Annotated in this window: 14 protein-coding genes and 1 pseudogene; 10 read left to right on the top strand and 5 right to left on the bottom strand. The window is 47.8% G+C overall.

From position 1 onward, the window contains the following. Window positions 1-19: 19 nt before the first annotated feature. From ABEB26_RS24530 to ABEB26_RS24495, 8 genes and pseudogenes are all read left to right on the top strand, one after another. A pseudogene (locus ABEB26_RS24530) lies at window positions 20-220 on the top strand (Rdx family protein); the annotation flags it as partial. Window positions 221-394: 174 nt separating this feature from the next. After that, a complete protein-coding gene (locus ABEB26_RS24525) occupies window positions 395-1486 on the top strand; it encodes a ParB N-terminal domain-containing protein (protein WP_345724725.1) in 1092 nt (363 codons plus the stop codon). Then, a complete protein-coding gene (locus ABEB26_RS24520; RefSeq protein WP_345724724.1) occupies window positions 1479-2438 on the top strand; it encodes a hypothetical protein in 960 nt (319 codons plus the stop codon). Before ABEB26_RS24525 ends, ABEB26_RS24520 begins: the two co-directional genes overlap by 8 nt. 90 nt (window positions 2439-2528) lie before the next feature. Continuing rightward, window positions 2529-3497 carry a DNA cytosine methyltransferase gene (locus tag ABEB26_RS24515; protein WP_345724723.1) on the top strand — a complete coding sequence of 323 codons (969 nt, stop codon included), beginning with the start codon at window positions 2529-2531 and terminating at the stop codon, window positions 3495-3497. 220 nt (window positions 3498-3717) lie between these two features. Beyond that, on the top strand, window positions 3718-4671 hold the full coding sequence (locus tag ABEB26_RS24510; protein WP_012187864.1) for an NAD-dependent epimerase/dehydratase family protein: 954 nt from the start codon (window positions 3718-3720) through the stop codon (window positions 4669-4671). Next, window positions 4668-6932: a GAF domain-containing sensor histidine kinase gene (locus tag ABEB26_RS24505; protein ID WP_345724722.1), complete on the top strand. Its 2265-nt coding sequence runs from the start codon at window positions 4668-4670 to the stop codon at window positions 6930-6932. Before ABEB26_RS24510 ends, ABEB26_RS24505 begins: the two co-directional genes overlap by 4 nt. Then, window positions 6925-7425, top strand: coding sequence for a cyclic nucleotide-binding domain-containing protein (locus tag ABEB26_RS24500; protein WP_345724721.1), 501 nt, complete (start codon window positions 6925-6927; stop codon window positions 7423-7425). The genes ABEB26_RS24505 and ABEB26_RS24500 overlap by 8 nt, the downstream gene beginning before the upstream one ends. Before the next feature lie 377 nt (window positions 7426-7802). Then, a complete protein-coding gene (locus ABEB26_RS24495) occupies window positions 7803-8714 on the top strand; it encodes an SRPBCC family protein (RefSeq protein WP_345724720.1) in 912 nt (303 codons plus the stop codon). Window positions 8715-8808: 94 nt separating this feature from the next. Here ABEB26_RS24495 and ABEB26_RS24490 read toward each other — a convergent pair whose 3' ends face one another. The 3 genes from ABEB26_RS24490 to pth all read right to left on the bottom strand — a co-directional run bounded on the left by ABEB26_RS24490 (window position 8809) and on the right by pth (window position 11135). Next, the gene (locus ABEB26_RS24490; RefSeq protein WP_345724719.1) at window positions 8809-9951 is read right to left on the bottom strand and encodes a GNAT family protein; all 1143 of its coding nucleotides are present in this window, start codon (window positions 9949-9951) and stop codon (window positions 8809-8811) included. Between the two features lie 229 nt (window positions 9952-10180). Next, entirely contained in the window at window positions 10181-10531 is a 351-nt protein-coding gene (locus tag ABEB26_RS24485) for an MmcQ/YjbR family DNA-binding protein (RefSeq protein ID WP_345724718.1), read from the bottom strand. After that, window positions 10515-11135 carry an aminoacyl-tRNA hydrolase gene (gene pth / locus ABEB26_RS24480; RefSeq protein ID WP_345724717.1) on the bottom strand — a complete coding sequence of 207 codons (621 nt, stop codon included), beginning with the start codon at window positions 11133-11135 and terminating at the stop codon, window positions 10515-10517. Before pth ends, ABEB26_RS24485 begins: the two co-directional genes overlap by 17 nt. A 93-nt stretch (window positions 11136-11228) precedes the next feature. Here pth and ABEB26_RS24475 point away from each other — a divergent pair, with 93 nt between their 5' ends. Both ABEB26_RS24475 and ABEB26_RS24470 read left to right on the top strand, forming a co-directional pair. Next, entirely contained in the window at window positions 11229-11765 is a 537-nt protein-coding gene (locus tag ABEB26_RS24475; protein WP_345724716.1) for a hypothetical protein, read from the top strand. A 79-nt stretch (window positions 11766-11844) separates the two neighbouring features. After that, a complete protein-coding gene (locus ABEB26_RS24470) occupies window positions 11845-13002 on the top strand; it encodes a class I SAM-dependent methyltransferase (protein ID WP_345724715.1) in 1158 nt (385 codons plus the stop codon). Between the two features lie 219 nt (window positions 13003-13221). Here the strand turns inward: ABEB26_RS24470 and ABEB26_RS24465 are convergent, their stop codons facing one another. Together ABEB26_RS24465 and ABEB26_RS24460 are read right to left on the bottom strand one after the other, a co-directional pair. Further along, window positions 13222-13668 carry a DoxX family protein gene (locus ABEB26_RS24465; protein ID WP_345724714.1) on the bottom strand — a complete coding sequence of 149 codons (447 nt, stop codon included), beginning with the start codon at window positions 13666-13668 and terminating at the stop codon, window positions 13222-13224. A gap of 257 nt (window positions 13669-13925) precedes the next feature. Beyond that, window positions 13926-16256 (bottom strand): FTR1 family iron permease, encoded by a 2331-nt coding sequence (locus tag ABEB26_RS24460; RefSeq protein WP_345724713.1) that lies wholly within the window; start codon window positions 16254-16256, stop codon window positions 13926-13928. Window positions 16257-16402 lie beyond the last annotated feature (146 nt).

Raw genomic sequence — 16402 nt, 5'->3', positions numbered from 1 at the left:
GTATTGAAACTACACCCCGCGTGCTGTCAGTTTGGCAGCCCAACTGTTGGAAATCCATCGGCAAGCGATTCAGCAAATCAGCCTGATTCCGGCCAAAGGTGGTTGTTTTGAAGTTGAAGTTAATGGGCAACTGCTCTATAGCAAACTGCAAACCGAACGCCACGCCGAAACTGGCGAAGTTGAAGGATTAATCGCGGCCTATCTCGACCAACAAGCCTAAAACGCTACTGCCAGCCCATATGCGGCGTGCAGTGGGCTGGCATATTCCACCTATGCAAATCCGCATGCTATATCGCAGCCACGACATACTATATGTAAACTGTGTTAACTACCTAGTTTTTAAACCAAAAGTGATATTTGGTTTAATGACAAGCCATTCAAGAGGTACTATTTTATGCCATCTGAAACTGAAATTATTATTGTTCCGGTAGATAATCTTGAATTTGATCCAGAAAATCCACGCCTGCCGACTCGTCTACGAGGTGCTAGCAAGCGAGATGTTCTTGAGTGGATGTTACGTGATGCCACGCTTGTGGAGCTTATGCAGTCTATTGGTGAGCAAGGATATTTTTCAGGTGAACCTTTATTAGTTATAAAAAGTCAAAAGACTTCTGATAAATATATTGTAATTGAGGGTAATCGTCGCCTTTCAGCATTAACACTGCTTAATCATCCTCATGATGCGCCTGTTAAAATTTATGCCGTAGAGCAAATTGTAAAAGAGGCAAGGAGTATACCAACAGAAGTTCCAGTTGTTGTATTTGAAAATCGATCAAAAATAATTGATTATTTAGGATATCGCCATATTACTGGAGTTAAGCCATGGTCATCATTAGCAAAAGCTCGCTATTTAAAGCAACTGGCCGATACCTCTAGTCTACCTGTAGTTGAACGAAATCGACATCTGGCAAAAATTATTGGTAGTAGAGCTGATTATGTAAGTAAACTTCTTTTTGGATTAGAAGTATATGATCTTATCGTATCAAAAAACTTTTTTGGTATATCCGATTTGAATGATGAGAATTTTGATTTTTCTATTCTCACAACTGCCTTATCGTATAAAAATATTGCTAAATATATTGGTACAAGTAATTATGAAGATACAGATTCTATTAACTATTCTAACTTGGCTGATATAGTTTCTTGGTCATTTCAGAAGCATAATGGAGTAACAAGAATTGGAGAATCAAGAAACTTAAAAGACCTTAGTATTATTGTCGATCATAAAGATGCATTACAAAGATTTAAGCAAGGTTCTACATTAAAAGAATCGTTGTTATTTACATCTCATCCGGTTGAAATTTTCATGGAATCTATTGAGGAAGCAAAAAAACGTATTAATGATGCTGCATCAATTATTATTTATATTGAAAATATTGAAATGCTTGATCAAATGATAAGTAAAGTAAAAGAAATGCAAGCTGGATTAAGAAGTATAAGTGTATTATTAGCTGATAAGAAAAAGGGAGATGACCATTATGAGTAAAGCTGAAAAGCTTATTAATACTGAAGTGATTCCAGATAAAAGAGATATCTATCTTTGGTCAGATTATATAGAATTATTATGTTTAGTAAATATCGATGGCGAAATATCTACTAGTTCTATAACTAATATGATAAGAAAAGATGATGATATTTCGCCAGATTTCAACGAGTATGGCCTTACACCAGAGAATAATGATAAGGAAGAAACATTTTTAAATGATTGTTTTAGGCAGATACAATATAGGATTGGACTATTTGATGATTTTTACCCATTTATACTTTCATCAGATAATAATACTCTCATAAAAAAGCAAGTTATTACTGAAAATCATAACCTATATTTATTCTTGCTTTTTGCGTCAAGTATGAGTAATATACCATCTAGGGCTATGCGTAATAAATTAGCAAAAAGCTTTGAAATACTTTCTCAGCAATACTTACGAATTTTTTTGCCTAGCTTTGCTCAAGTATATGGATTTGGTGCTGGATCAAATGAAAGGTATACGGGTAAACTTCTATCAAAACTCCAAAAATTAGCTGAAGATCTAAATTGTCGGTTTATAGGATCAGAGAGTGATTATAATGTTAAAAATAGTGGCGATGGAGGTATTGATATTGTAGGATGGATACCACTGGATACATCTTTTGGTACGCTTAGTATTTTTGGGCAATGTGCCTGTACATTAGAATGGGTAAAAAAGCAATTGACTGCAAGCGCTGAACGATGGCGAACTACATTTAATTTCCAACCTCTTCCAATTACGATGTGCTTTATTCCTTTCTGCTTTCGCGATAGTGATGGTGATTGGTATCAAACTAAAGATATCAATAGCCTCTTGATCGATAGAGTGCGACTTATTTTGCTTATTAAGACTAATCCTGATATGATAAAATCGATGGAGTTGCCAGAGTTGCTTCAGGACTACCTTTCATTTCGTGAGCATTTAACATAACTATTTGTAATACGAGTATGTACATTTTGAAAGGAGTTACTACAATTTTGATATAAATCTAAGTTGTACAATGTCGGAGGAACAAACGTTATGCCTACAGCAGTATCACTTTTTTCTGGTTGTGGAGGCTTTGATTGGGGTGCTCAACAGGCTGGAGTAGATATTATTTGGGCAAATGATGTTGACCCAAGAGCCGTCTCAGCCTATCAGTCGGTATTCCCTAACGTGCCAGTTGTACTTGATGATATTGCTAATATCAATGAGTTTCCCCAGGCAGATATTATCATTGGATGTTATCCCTGTACGGGATTTAGTTTGGCTGCTCGTCGCCGTGCTAGGGGACAAAATCAACGAGATTTGATTCAAAACGAAACAAATTTCCTTTATAAGCAATACTTGCGGGCAGTAAGAGAAATTAATCCCCGTTATATTTTTATTGAGAATGTTCGTGGTATGATATCTGCCAACAATGGCTGGTTTTTAAATCAACAGCTTGAAGCCTTTAATAGTTTAGGCTATACCATAACCTATAAGCTCCTTGATGCGAGTGACTTTGGTGTTGCCCAAACACGAAAACGGATTTTTCTTGTGGGTGTGCGGAATGATGTTGGTTTTGATTATGCTTTCCCTGAACCAACACATGGAGTTGGTAAGCACCCAATTCAAACTCTTGCAGATGTTGTAAATCAACCTTTCGAGAATGATGATATTTGTGAATACCCTTTTCATGGACATTACTTAACCCGTAATCGCAAGCGTGATTGGAATAAGCCTAGCTACACTATCGTTGCTGATTCTCATCATGTACCTCTTCACCCTTCTGGGGAGCCAATGAGATATCTTTACAAAGATACTTGGACTTTGCAAGGAGATATTAACAGGCGTTTATCTTGGAAAGAATGTCGTGCAATCCAAGGGTTGCCTGATCATATGGAGGTTGATGGCCCGTTATCAGCAAAGTATCGTGTCGTCGGGAATGCCGTACCTCCCACATTTGGTAATATTCTGGTGCAGCCAGTGGTTGCATTTGAACAAGGTCAAATGTCAACACAAGCTTAATCTTAATAACTGGTAGGTAGCTTCCGCCCATCTGGGCGGTTTTTATTTAAGCGAAATCTAACAAAATTACCATGATCGTCGATTGATCCTTTCTCAAATACAGGAGAAAATATAATTAGGGTAATTAATTAAGCTATTTGTGCAGTGGGCTGGCACATTCCACCTATGCAAATCCGCATGCTATAATCGCAGCCACGACATACTAATCAAGGAGTCTCCCGTGTTGGTTTTGATCACAGGTTCCAGTGGGCAGATTGGCACCAATTTGGCGCTACGCCTTCTCGCAGATGGCCATGAAGTGTTTGGGGTTGATCAACGGGTCAACACGTGGACAAAAGCCTTTGAGTATGTGATTCAGGATCTTGGCGCACCCTACCGCGATTTCCAAGGCGGCATAGGCGGCGTGCCTTACCCTAAGCCTGATGTTGTGGTGCATTTGGCGGCCAATGCCAAAGTTCATGAACTAGTAACCTACCCCCATCGAGCGTTGGAAAATGTGATGACCACCTACAACGTATTGGAATACTGTCGCCATCAACAAGTGCCAATCATTTTTAGCTCATCACGCGAAGTCTATGGTGATATTCATCGCTACTTAACCGAAGAAGCCCAAGCCGATTTCGTCTATACCGAAAGCCCCTATTCGGCCTCAAAAATCAGCGGCGAAGCATTTATCTATTCCTATGCCCGATGTTACAACTTGCCCTATTTGGTTTTTCGTTTCTCGAATGTTTATGGGCGCTACGATAACGACATCGAACGCATGGAGCGGGTAATTCCCTTGTTCATTCGCCGCATGCGCGACGGCCAACCTGTGACCGTCTTTGGGCGTGAAAAAACCCTCGATTTCACCTATGTCGATGATTGTGTCGATGGGATTGTGCGCGGAATCGAGCGGATTGTCAGTGGCCAAGTTGCCAATCAGACCTTTAATTTAGCCTATGGTGAAGGCAATACCTTGGTTCGTATGGCCGAATTGATCGCCGAGGCTCTGCAAATTGAAGCAACGATTAACGTGCAACCGTCAAAACTCGCTGGTGAAGTGACCTACTATGTGGCCAACATCGGGCGAGCACGCCAACTCTTGGGTTACACGCCCCAAGTTGCTTTAGCCGATGGTTTACGGCGAGCAGTCGCGTGGAACATTGCGTGGGATGAGGAACAGCGGCGATGACTGAACGATCACGGCAACGCGGCCATCAACAGCTCCAAACAATGCGCAGCAAACGGATTCAAGCGCGGCTCCTAGCGCTCTCACGGGTCATGAACGATATTATGAATGTTGATGATCCAGCGCGATTGATAACCGCTGCCAGTGCCAAATTGCGCCAGGTTTTAGCTGTTGATGCCATTGCAGTGTGGTTTTATAGTCCTACTTCACATCGTTACCTACTAAGCCACTTCAATAATGCCAACCACGAAGATTTTAGTGCTGACGATCGCGAGGCCTTAAGTGCCTTGCAAGTGCGTAGCGGCGAGGCACTAGCTGGGCGCGTGGTCAGCGAAGGCCATGCGATCAGCGCCCGCAACGCCGACGAATATCGCAGCATGTTTGGCGCATTGGGTCGCCGCCGCGAGGCCTTATTCAATCGCTGGCGAGCGCTGCTGCCAATTTCGTTTCAAGTAACCGGTTTCACGCTTGGCGGCAATGGGCGGCCCAGCGGCGTGATTGAGTTTTTCAGTAGCAAACCCAGCATCAATGCTAACTCGGCAGTTTGGTTGCAACCAACCCTCGATCAGCTTGGTTCGCTGTTGCAGCTGGTGCGTCAACAGGCCGATGCCCGTAGCCAACGCCGCCGTTTAGCCGCCCTCGATGCTGTCGTCACCGCGATTAGCACCTCTTCCGACTTGCCCGACCTGTTAAATGTTGCCTTGTTGGTGGTAATTGAGGTGGTTAGCGCCAATGGTGGGGCGATTTGTTTGGCCTCGCCTGGTGGCCGCAGCATGACTTTAGCCGCGCAACATCAACTCCCGCAGCGTGAAGCCTTGCTACTTGGTTCGAGCCAAGCCAACAGCGTTTTGGAAGATGTGGTCTATTATGGCCAGCCAACCTTGCGCCCCGTGATTAGCACCAGCGATCAGGGTGAGGATATTATGGGTCGCGCCGCCATGCCTTTGCTGGCTGGTGGCACAATCGTCGGGGTTTTGGTGTTGTATGGCAATTATCAAACGCTCTCGAATAATATCGATTGGCCTTCGCTGGTGTCGATGGGTTCGCAAATTGGCATTGCAATTGCCAACACCCGTTTATACGAAGAAAGCCAGCGCGAACGCCAACGGCTGGGCACGGTGATCGAATCGATCGCTGATGGCGTGGCAATTTGTAATGGAGTTGGCGAATTAATTCTGGCCAACGAGACCGCAGCGGGCTTAGTTGAAATCTCAATTTTGCCAACCTTGGCGACCACCAGCGAATCAGGTGCACGCTATCTTGATGGCACATTTGTTGAGACCGATATGTTGCCATTTGCCCGCGCTTTGGCTGGCGAGGTTTTTCGTGATTATCGGTTAATCGTGCCAGGCAGCCAAGATCAAGATGTGGTGTTGAGCTTCAGCGGTGCACCATTGCGCCGCTCAGTATTAATTGATAGTACTGAAACGTCGTTTGATGGTGCGGTAATTGTGTTTCGCGATATTACCGAGCAACGCCGTTTGGAAGAGGCCAAAGATGAGTTTTTGGCGGTCGCTGCCCACGAATTGCGCTCACCACTGGCGGCAATCAAAGGCTACAGCGATTTGTTGCTGCGCCGCGAGTTGAAGCAAGCCAGCGAAGGCCGTGATTTGCGTGGTTTTATCACGCTGAGCCAACAAGTGAATATTATGGTGCAGCTGGTCGATAATTTGCTTGATGTTTCACGAATTGATGCCGAGCGCTATACGATTCAGCTTGATGCGGTTGATTTGGGTATCTTGCTTGATTCGGTTGTGACGCATGCACGCCAAACTGCCAACAACCATACTCTGCATTTTGAGCAACTCAACCCTAGCGTAGTCTATGGCGATTCGCTGAAATTGCGCCAAGTTGCTACCAATTTTCTGACCAATGCAATTCGCTATAGCCCGCAACAAACCCAGATTTGGGTTCAGGTTTTTAGCGATGAACAATTTGGCTATGTTCAAGTTGACGATCAAGGGCCAGGCATTCCACAAGGCCAACGCGAACGTTTATTCGAACGCTACTACAGAGTACCGGGGATTCGCCGGACTGGGGCAAGCACTGAAGGTTTAGGTTTAGGCTTGTATTTATGTCGCGAAATTATTACACTGCACAATGGGCGAATTTGGGTTGATAGCGCTCCGAGCGGCGGCGCACGCTTTTGCATCGCCATTCCGCGCTTTATTCCTGAAAAGCATGAAACCAACACAACCCAAACCACCCTCGATCTCGATGCCTTTTTATTCTCGCCCCAACCAGGCCGGAGGAACGATGAATAGTAGTGTGATTGCAGTGTTACGGCGCGTCGATATTTTTGCTGGGCTGAGCGACCTTGAGCTAAGCCAGATTGCCCAATTGTGCAAAGTTGCCAAGGCCAAAAAAGGCCAAATTATCTTCCGCGAAGATAGTGACGGCGATGATTTGTATGTTGTTCACGATGGTGCTGTGGAAATTCAAGTCCAAACGCGTGGCTCCGACGGCCAACAGCGCTTATCAACGATTAACACCGCCTATGAAGGCCAAGCCTTTGGCGAGATTGCCATGCTTGGCGGCGGCAGCCGTTCAGCTACGGCGGTTGCCAGCATGAATCCAACCACCTTGTTAGTGATTAATGGGCCAGAACTTTCGACGCTCTGCGACACCAACACCGCAATTGGCTATCGCATTATGCGCAACTTTATCAACGATATGATTTACAAGCTGCGCTCGGCCTCGTTGCTGCTGCGCGGCCATATCAAATGGCAAGATAATCAATTGAGCCAGATTGATTAGTCTGTTTTTATAGTTCGCCATCCTTCCGTCCCTTCGCCAGAGGGAAATGTGGGAGTCATCGCTTTTCAAGCGAAGCCTTTTAACCAAGTATTTAACGATCACCACCCTTCCGTCCCGCCTCGAGGCGGGAAACGCAGGGGGCTTTAATCCCCCTGCACCCCCTAAAAGTACAATTGGTGGCAGCCAGTGGTTGCTTGATAAACTTCAAACTGGGCGTTAACTTTTGCCCTTATTCTTCGTGCTCTTCGCGTCCTTCGTGGTTTCGTCCCTTCATGCGCTTCGCGTCCTTCGTGTAGCTTCGTGGATCAAATCTGTGGTACGCAACTTGCGATAGTGCTCAGTAGATTGCAATAGCCTGCTAGTGAAGGAGTTTTCGGATGGCTACTGAGAAAAATGTGCATCAAACTGAGCGTTTGCTTTCGGTAGCAAGCGGCAGCGCTTTGGTTGCGTTTGGGATTATGCGTCGGCATTTGCCAGTAAGTTTGGTCGCGATTGCTGGTGGTGCGCCGCTCTTGTGGCGCGGCTTGACTGGCCATTGCCCAGCCTATAGTGCACTCAATATCAATACTGCTGAGCCAACGACCGAAGCCATGTGGAGCAAACCCGCAGCCCCAGCAACTCCACGGATTCCAATTCCTACCAACCATACCAATGCCGATCAAGCTGGCGTAGACCAAGCCAAGGCGATCAGCGTTGAGCAGACAATTACGGTTGATCAGCCAGTCGCCGAGGTGTTTCGCTTTTGGGGTAATTTTGAAAACTTGCCTAAATTTATGCATTACCTCAATAGCGTCAAGATGTTTCAAAATGGTACGAGCCACTGGGAAGCCAAGGCTCCGCTGGGCTTGAGCATTTCGTGGGATGCTGAAATTGCTGATGCCAAACTGAATGAATATATCGCTTGGCGTTCGTTGCCCAACTCCACCTTGCCCAATCAAGGGCGGGTTGAATTTAATGCCTTGAGCGATGAACAAACTGAAGTTCGGGTGCAACTTGATTATCAACCACCAGCAGGCGCGGTTGGCGAGGCTGTCGCCAAATTGTTTGGCAATGATCCCCAAAAGGCGATTGCCGAAGATCTTGAACGTTTTCGCAAGGTGATTGAGAATGAAGAAGAGCGCACAGCGGTCAAGGCCAATGCCGTTGGCGAACAGCCCAATGCTAACGACCCTGAATATAGCGATAAGCTGAAGGTTGAGGCCAAAACCAACAAAGAAGAATCGCTGGAGAATGAAGATAAAGCGGTCGATACCAGTTTTCCTGCGAGCGATCCGCCAGCAACCTGGTAGCAGTTTGCGTATCTGAGGCGTTAAGAGCCGTGGCTATGCTCGTAGCCGCTGCCTTGCAATACGGGAGCAACGCTGTTGGTTGCTCCCGATCAATTTAATCAAGCTGTTTTTCGTAAATGCGATAGGTTTTGTAGCGTCGCCCGCCTAAACCAGCAATTGTATTATTCATTACATCGTTATTTTCAAGAATCCACGACATTTCGGCGGTATGATAACCACGTTTGAGGCCAGCATTGCGGACTTCGCGATAAAAGACTGCATCGATCCCACGCCGCCGATATTCGGGCAAAACCCCCATAATCAACACTCGCATTTGGTTGATCTCGCGTTTGCGCCGCAACATAGTGAGCCAGCCAAATGGCAACAAACGCCCATCACTATAGCGCAAGGGAATATTAATATCGGGCACAGCGATCAGCAAGCCGACCATGCGCCCCTGATCTTCGGCCACAATCATCACTTCGGGGTCGAGAAAAGGCTTGAAGCTATAGGCCAAATGGCGAAATTCAGCCAAAGTCATATGAATTGCGCCCCAATTGTTGGCCCAAGCCTGATTGTAAACGTGCCAGCCCGCCTCAACTTCTTCAGCGAAGCGCCGCATATTTAGTTTGCGAAAAGTTAAGCCAGTTTGGGCTTGCGCCAAGGCTGCCACCCGCTCGATTTTCACCCCACGGCCTTTTTCGGCATAGCTGCGCTGATCGACGATCCAGGCATATAAATCGATCGCCTTGCTAAAGCCATGTTGCTCGATATATTCAACATAACGGGCAGGGTTATAGGTCATCATCATCACGGGGGCTAGATCAAAGCCTGCGATCAGCAAGCCACATTCATCATTAATCGAGAAGTTCATGGGGCCGCGAATCGCTTTATAGCCGCGATCACGAACCCAAGCGCAAGCAGTTTGCAGCAGTGCGGCAGCCGCTTCGGGGTCGTCGAGCACCTCAAAAAAGCCAAAAAAACCAATATGCTCGTTATGGGTGCGATTATGTAGAAAATTGATGTGGGCCGAGATTGTGCCGACAATTTCCACGCCGCGCTGCGCCAGAAACAATTGCACATCGCCATGGGCAAAAAAGCCGCCATGCTTGGGGTTGAAAAAGCGTTCGCGTTCGATCAACAAAGGCGGAACCCATAGCGGGTCGGGGTTCGCGCCACGATAAACCTTCCAGGGAAAACGAATAAATTGTTGCCGCTGGCGGGCATTACGCACTGGTACAATCTGCAACGGCAGCATTAATTAACCTCAAATCAACCTTAAGCGAATCAAGCTCCCCTCGCTCACCGCAGTGGGAGAGGTTTTCAAGGGTAGTTTTTAACAATGATTGGGTGGAATTCGCCGCCGATTGCTATGCCCTCACCCCCTGGCCCCCTCTCCCGCACGCGAGGCGAGGGGGTAACCCTCGCTCATGAACGTTGGCTCCCCTCTCCCGCCGCAGTGGGAGAGGGGTTGGGTGAGGGCATGTCTAGGCTTTACGCCGTTTTGGCCGCACTAAATCATATGAATGGGCGATCAGCGCCAAACATTCCTCGTCGGGCACGCTGCCATCAAGCACAATTGTGTTCCAATGGCGCTTATTTAAATGATAGCCAGCCGTAATCGCTGGATATTGTTCGCGCAACATCTCAGCCCGATCAGGATCGCATTTCAGGCTAATTTGGGCTGGCTCACTACGCACGAGCAGGGCAAACATTTTGCCGCGCTCATCGCCAATTTTAAACACCAATGGCTCAATCCCAAACGGATAATCTTCAATCGCGTCGTCAAGGCTCAGGCAATAGCTGCGAGCTTGGGCATAATCAACGTGGTTGCTCATTGGCTGGCTCCTTTGCTTGGTCTTTGTTTTGCTTGGGGGCTTCGCCATTGACGGCATTCATGGCTTTGGTCACGCCATCACTTAGGCATAATTCGCACGCCTCAACCGCCCGATCGTAGAGTTTTGGCAAGGTTTCACGTTCGGCAGCATTCCAATTGCCGAGCACAAAATGAATCACTTCCCAACCTTCGGGTGGGCGGCCAATGCCAAAACGCAAACGGGCAAATTTTTGGGTTCCCAGCAATTGGATAATCGAATTCATGCCGCGCTGACCACCAGAACTCCCTTGATTGCGCAGCTTGATCGTGCCAAAAGGCAGATCTAAATCATCATAAACCACCAATAATTCGCTGGCTGGGTCGATTTTGTACCAATTTACGAGGCCAACGACCGATTTGCCACTATCGTTCATAAAGGTTTGCGGGCGAGCCAAGGCCACTCGTTGACCATTGACCAAGCCCTCGGCAATCCGAGCATCGGAGCGCTTGCCATCGAAACTTAAGTTATGGCGACGAGCAAACTCAGCTACACATTGAAAGCCCACATTATGTCGATTATTCAGATATTTCTCACCTGGATTGCCCAGCCCAACAATTAAAAACATGACATCCCCACGACAGGTTTGGTTAAAATCGCGATATACTACAGGCAATGCGCCGCCAATGGCGCAGGCTGAAGCATTGTACCATAGGGAAGTATGCGCATTCTACGATTTCTGTTTGTGGCACTAGCGCTGCTGGTGCTCCTGCCCAACCGCGCTTTCGCGGATAATCCAAACGAGCAAGTGTTGATCGACGAGGTACGCGGAGCCTATCGGGTTGTTGCCACACTTGCCCCGAATCCTCCAGCAGTTGGTGAGGCGCTTTTGCGGGTTGTGATTACCGATGCGACCTCGGGCCAACCTTCGCCACTCAATTTGGTGCAGCTTTTTGCCGCGCCCGATAGCATTGGCCGCGAAGAATTATTTACCATGCTGCCGGAAAATCAAGATCGCAACGCAGGCCGTTATACCAGTGACCGCCTACGTTTTACGATTAGCGATCAATGGAATTTACGCTTGGTACTCGGCGCTCCCGAAGGCGAAATGGTGTTTACCACCAAAGTCCAAGTTGATTCTGTGTTTAAGGAGATCGGCGAAGCAGCAGTGATTGCCGTGCCTGCAACCTTGGTCGGTTTGGCAGTGGTCTTTATTGGCTATAAAATTTGGCGCAAAAAACGCCAAGCAGCCAGCTAAATTACGGCCAATTTTTGGTGGCGCTAGGCTACTCAACACCCATTAAGTACGTTTTAGCGTCGCCACATTGAGTTAATCCATGCAACTAACACCAGAAAATTATCACGACCAGTTGATCGCATTGGCGTTAACTGATGATTTTGTGCGTCTGACCATGAGTGGCGCTGCCCGTGCCGCCGATCTACGTTGGCAACGGGTGGTGGTGCGGCCTGTGCAATTGAAACAAGGTCGCGCTTGGCAAGCAGCCTATTTTGACCAGCGCCAAAATATCACCAAAAATTACTCAATCGAGCAAGCCAACAGCGCTCTCAGCGAGATTATCGCTATTCCGCTGAGCAATATTACGCTGGAAACCACCAGCGAGCGGATTCAAGTTCAACGCAGTAAAAAGGGCAAAGTCATTATTAGTCGGGCACGCAATCAAGCGGCAGCCCCAGATTTGCGCCATAATCATGTTAAAGCCCTGCCCTTGCCCAGCGACCGTCCTGATGTCTATTTGCAAAAAACGGGCATTATGACCAACGATGGGGTGATTCGTGCCAGCATGAGCAAAAAATACACCCAAATCAACGAATTTTTGCGGGTGTTCGATGAGCTTGATCTCAAGTCCAGCCCTGAGCAACCGTTGCGAATTCTTGATGCTGGCTGTGGCTCGGCTTATTTGACCTTTGCGGCCTATCATTATCTGGTCAACATTCGTGGCTTAGCAGCAGTGGTCATTGGAGTTGATTCAAACGAGTATTTAATTGATAAATGTCGTGCTCAAGCAGAAGAATTAGGCTATGTTGATATGCAATTTATCGCCATGCCCTTAGCCGATTGGCAGCCTGAGCAGCGGCCAGATGTGGTCTTTTCGTTGCATGCCTGCGATACAGCCACCGACGATGCCTTGGCTTTGGCGATTCGTAGCCAAGCCCAAGCAATTTTGAGCGTGCCATGTTGCCATAAACATCTGACTCATCAAATTCAAGCCGAGGTGCTCAACCCCATGTTACGCCATGGCAGCATTCGCCAGCGCACCGCCGATTTAGTTACCGACAGCCTGCGTGCCCAACTGTTGCGAATCAACGGCTATCGCAGTGAGATTATTGAGTTTGTTGATGCTGAACAGACTGGCAAGAATTTAATGATTCGGGCTATTCGTAGCAAAAATCCTGATTCTAAAGCCGTAGCCGAATATCAGGCACTTAAGCAATTTTGGGGTGTTACGCCCTATTTAGAGCAGTTGTTGGGGTAGAACGAGGGCACAGGGAGCAGGATTCAGGGGCTTAGAGAATAACTTCAACTGCCTGCGCATGATGTTCCATAAACCCAAAACCTCGTGGCGTTGGTTGGCGAATTACTTCCAACCTACCACGAGGTTCGTTCAACCCACTTTTGGGAGTTTTAGGGCTTAATAGAGCTAGGGGATTCAAGCGCGACAATTGCTTACTCACTCAATCGTTATCTGTAGTTTTTAGGCGCGGGCAGTAATTTGGCGGCCCGTCAAGCGTGGGCTGAGCAAGTTGTCGAGCGCCAATGAGCCTGAGCCAAGCAACACCAAAGCCACGCTAGCAGCGATCAATGCCAACACATATTCGTAGCCACCTTCGCGTGATGAGAAGCCAGCATCCAAGTGCACGGTAACCAAAGCCACAACCATAGCGATTGCTTCAGCCACTGCAACATAACGAGTAAACAAGCCGAGCATCAACATAATCCCGCCGATCAATTCCGTTGCAATCAACAAAATTGCCATAAAGGTTGGCGCTGGAATTCCAAGGCTGCTCAAGAAGCCAGCAGTTCCGTCAATCCCGCCATTGAATTTATCCAAACCGTGCATAAAGAAAATAAAACCAACAACAATCCGCAAAATGGCGATGCCAAAACCTGGCTTATCGAGTAGTTTATTGATGCTTGCCATGACCGTTTGCTCCTTTCAAGCAGTGGTTGATTAGACTGCGCTCACTATAAAGCTAGATAGTCCGAAACAACGTCCTTGCTCACGTCCCAAAGGTCAATAAAAGATTAATAAACGATGAAGTAGCGATGAAGATTAAGCAAAATGGTTAATTTTCGCAGTTAAATGCTCGTTTTAGCAGCTAAAATCTGCAAGGCTTTAAACCAAAGCCCCTCGCCTGCCGCAGCAGGCGAGGGGTTGAGGTAAGAGCATTTTTCTATTTATTTGGCGGTCACGCTTTGGCGTTTGACGGCAACCTCAGTTTTGCGCTGCTGCAAGTGCTCGGCAATCACATAGGAGCCAATCACGAATGCCCCAGCCGCAACTTGGGCTGCAATGCCTTCCCATGTCGCATAGAAGCCCAGCCACATATTAGCCCAATAGGGGATTTCAAGGCTGCGAATTGGGTGCAGCGGCATCCAACCAACCAATTGCATAATGTGCATGGTGTTGCCAACCATAATCAACAAGACTGCGCCAATCATCACCCCAGTTACAATTAGCATCTTCTTGTGCGGCAATTTGGCTTGCAGCCCAAAGACCAGCACGCCAACCAAAGCTGTGCCACCAAGCCCCATGGCCACACCTGCTAACACCACTTGGGTACTGGCTTCGAGCACGAGCGCTTGCAAAAAGAGCACAGTTTCAACGCCTTCGCGGTAGATGCTGGTAAAGCCCAAGGTGATCAAACCGAGCCACAGCCCAGCCTTGCCACCAATAATCCGGCGCTTTTGGGCATGAAAATTGGCCATCCAGCCCGTCCAGTAGACTTTGTGAAAAAACCAGTTGGTAATTAACAACAGCACGGCAATGGCAATTAATGAAACAATCGCTTCGATCTTTTCTTGATCACCACGCCGAATTAGTTCGTTGATCAAGCCGCGAGCCAGCACCCACGTTAGGGCTGTCGCAAGCATAGCGAGGCCTGCGCCGATCCAAATTGGTTTGCGATAGCCGCGTTGTTCACCAACTTTGAGGCTCGCCAACAACGAAGCCAAAATCAACACCGCCTCTAAGCCTTCGCGAAACACAATCACGGCGGCGCTGGTTGCCACCGCTTCGGGTGTACTAGAGCCACCAAGCGCATCTTGAGCTAGATCTAATTGTTTATCCAAGGCTTGGCGGCTAGCACGAATATCACTGAGCGAAGCTTTTTGGCGAATCAATTCGGCCAGGCCAGTAAACTCATCTTTGCCATACCAAAAAAGGTTTTCAATGGGCGCTTTATATTCAGGCGCAAATACAATCAAACGGGCTTCTGGGCCAGATTCCAACACAGCGTAGGCTTCCAAACGAGCCGATTCAGCCAAATCATATTGGTCGCCAGCCACCGCATTTTCCATCTGATCAAGCATCGAAGCGATCACATCAAAATCGCCTTCAAGGCTGGATTTTTGCCAATCGGCGGGCATAATTTCGGCCAAGGTTGTGGTGATATGATCGACTTTGGCTTGAACTACATCTGGCTCGGCCACGCTAGTACGTTGGGCCGCAGCGGTCAGAATCGTTTCAAGCTCACGCAGATCGCTGGCAACTTGTTGGGTTTTACTAGGATCAATTGCAATCAAAAGGCTTTCGAGATCGCTAAAGGCAGCGGCTGCGCCATTGCGAAAGGTCGTCGCCTCTTGAATTTCGAGATCCAGCGTAACTTCGCCGTTGCGCACGCCCCGTTCATATTCAACTGGAACCAAACTTAAGAAACGGCGTAATTGGCCAGCGCGGCGGACTTGCTCGGCTGGGCTAAGTGGCGCTGCCCGAAAACCGCTTAGCGAGCCTTCAAAAGTGCTAATTGCCGCTTCAAGTTGGTTGTTGCTGAGCGCTGATTGGCGCAAGTTTTCGGCATTGACCAAAGCCGTATCGGCCTGCTCGGGATATTGGCTACGATAGGCTGGCTCTAAAATAGCGAAATAGCCTTGAATCGCTGCCCCAGCTTCGGCTTGTTGAATTAAATTGCCTTTTTGGGCAGCACTGCGTAAGGTGCGCAAACTTTCATTCAGTTTAGCTTGATAGGTATCCAACAAATCGGCATCAAGGGCAGTGCGGGCATCGGCAGCGCTGTAGGCTGCTTGTTTCCATTGCTCGATTGCCCGAGCCGCATCGCCGTTGGGTCGCGAAAAACGGGTGGCATTGCGAAATTCGCGCACTGGCAACCATTGTAGTGCTTGCTCCGGCTTGCCGCTGTCAATCGCTTGCCCAACAATCGCATAACTGGCTTTGAGCAAATGCGTCCAGAGCAAAGCCCGTTGTTGGGCAAATCCGGCGACATCTTGGTTTTTCAAGGCTTGGGTTAAATCGGCCCAGCGTGTGCTGATTTCAGTAGCCTGTTGGGGCGCTAAATTGGTTAAATCTTTAGCCAGTGCCTGATCATACAAGGCTTGGGCATCATTGAGTAGGCTTTGGGCTTTGGCAGGATCATTGGTGAGAATCAATTGGGCTTGCACCAGCAACGAACGCACCGATTCGCTGGCTTGGGCTGGTGATGGTTCGGCTGCCATGGCCGACCATGGCAATAAAGCGACAACCAACGCCAGCAAAAAACGACGCAACCACATACAAGCTCCTAAAAATGTGATTTGCTGCTGCTCACGTCGGGCAACAGCACAGTAAACCGACAAAGGACGTGACCTGTATGCCAACAGTTCACGCCCTTTGCTGCTTAATGGAGGGACGCACACCCAGCTCCATCAACCTTACTCCG

Source organism: Herpetosiphon gulosus, assembly GCF_039545135.1.
Taxonomy (GTDB): Bacteria; Chloroflexota; Chloroflexia; order Chloroflexales; family Herpetosiphonaceae; genus Herpetosiphon; species Herpetosiphon gulosus.
This window is presented reverse-complemented; position numbering and strand designations above follow the sequence as displayed.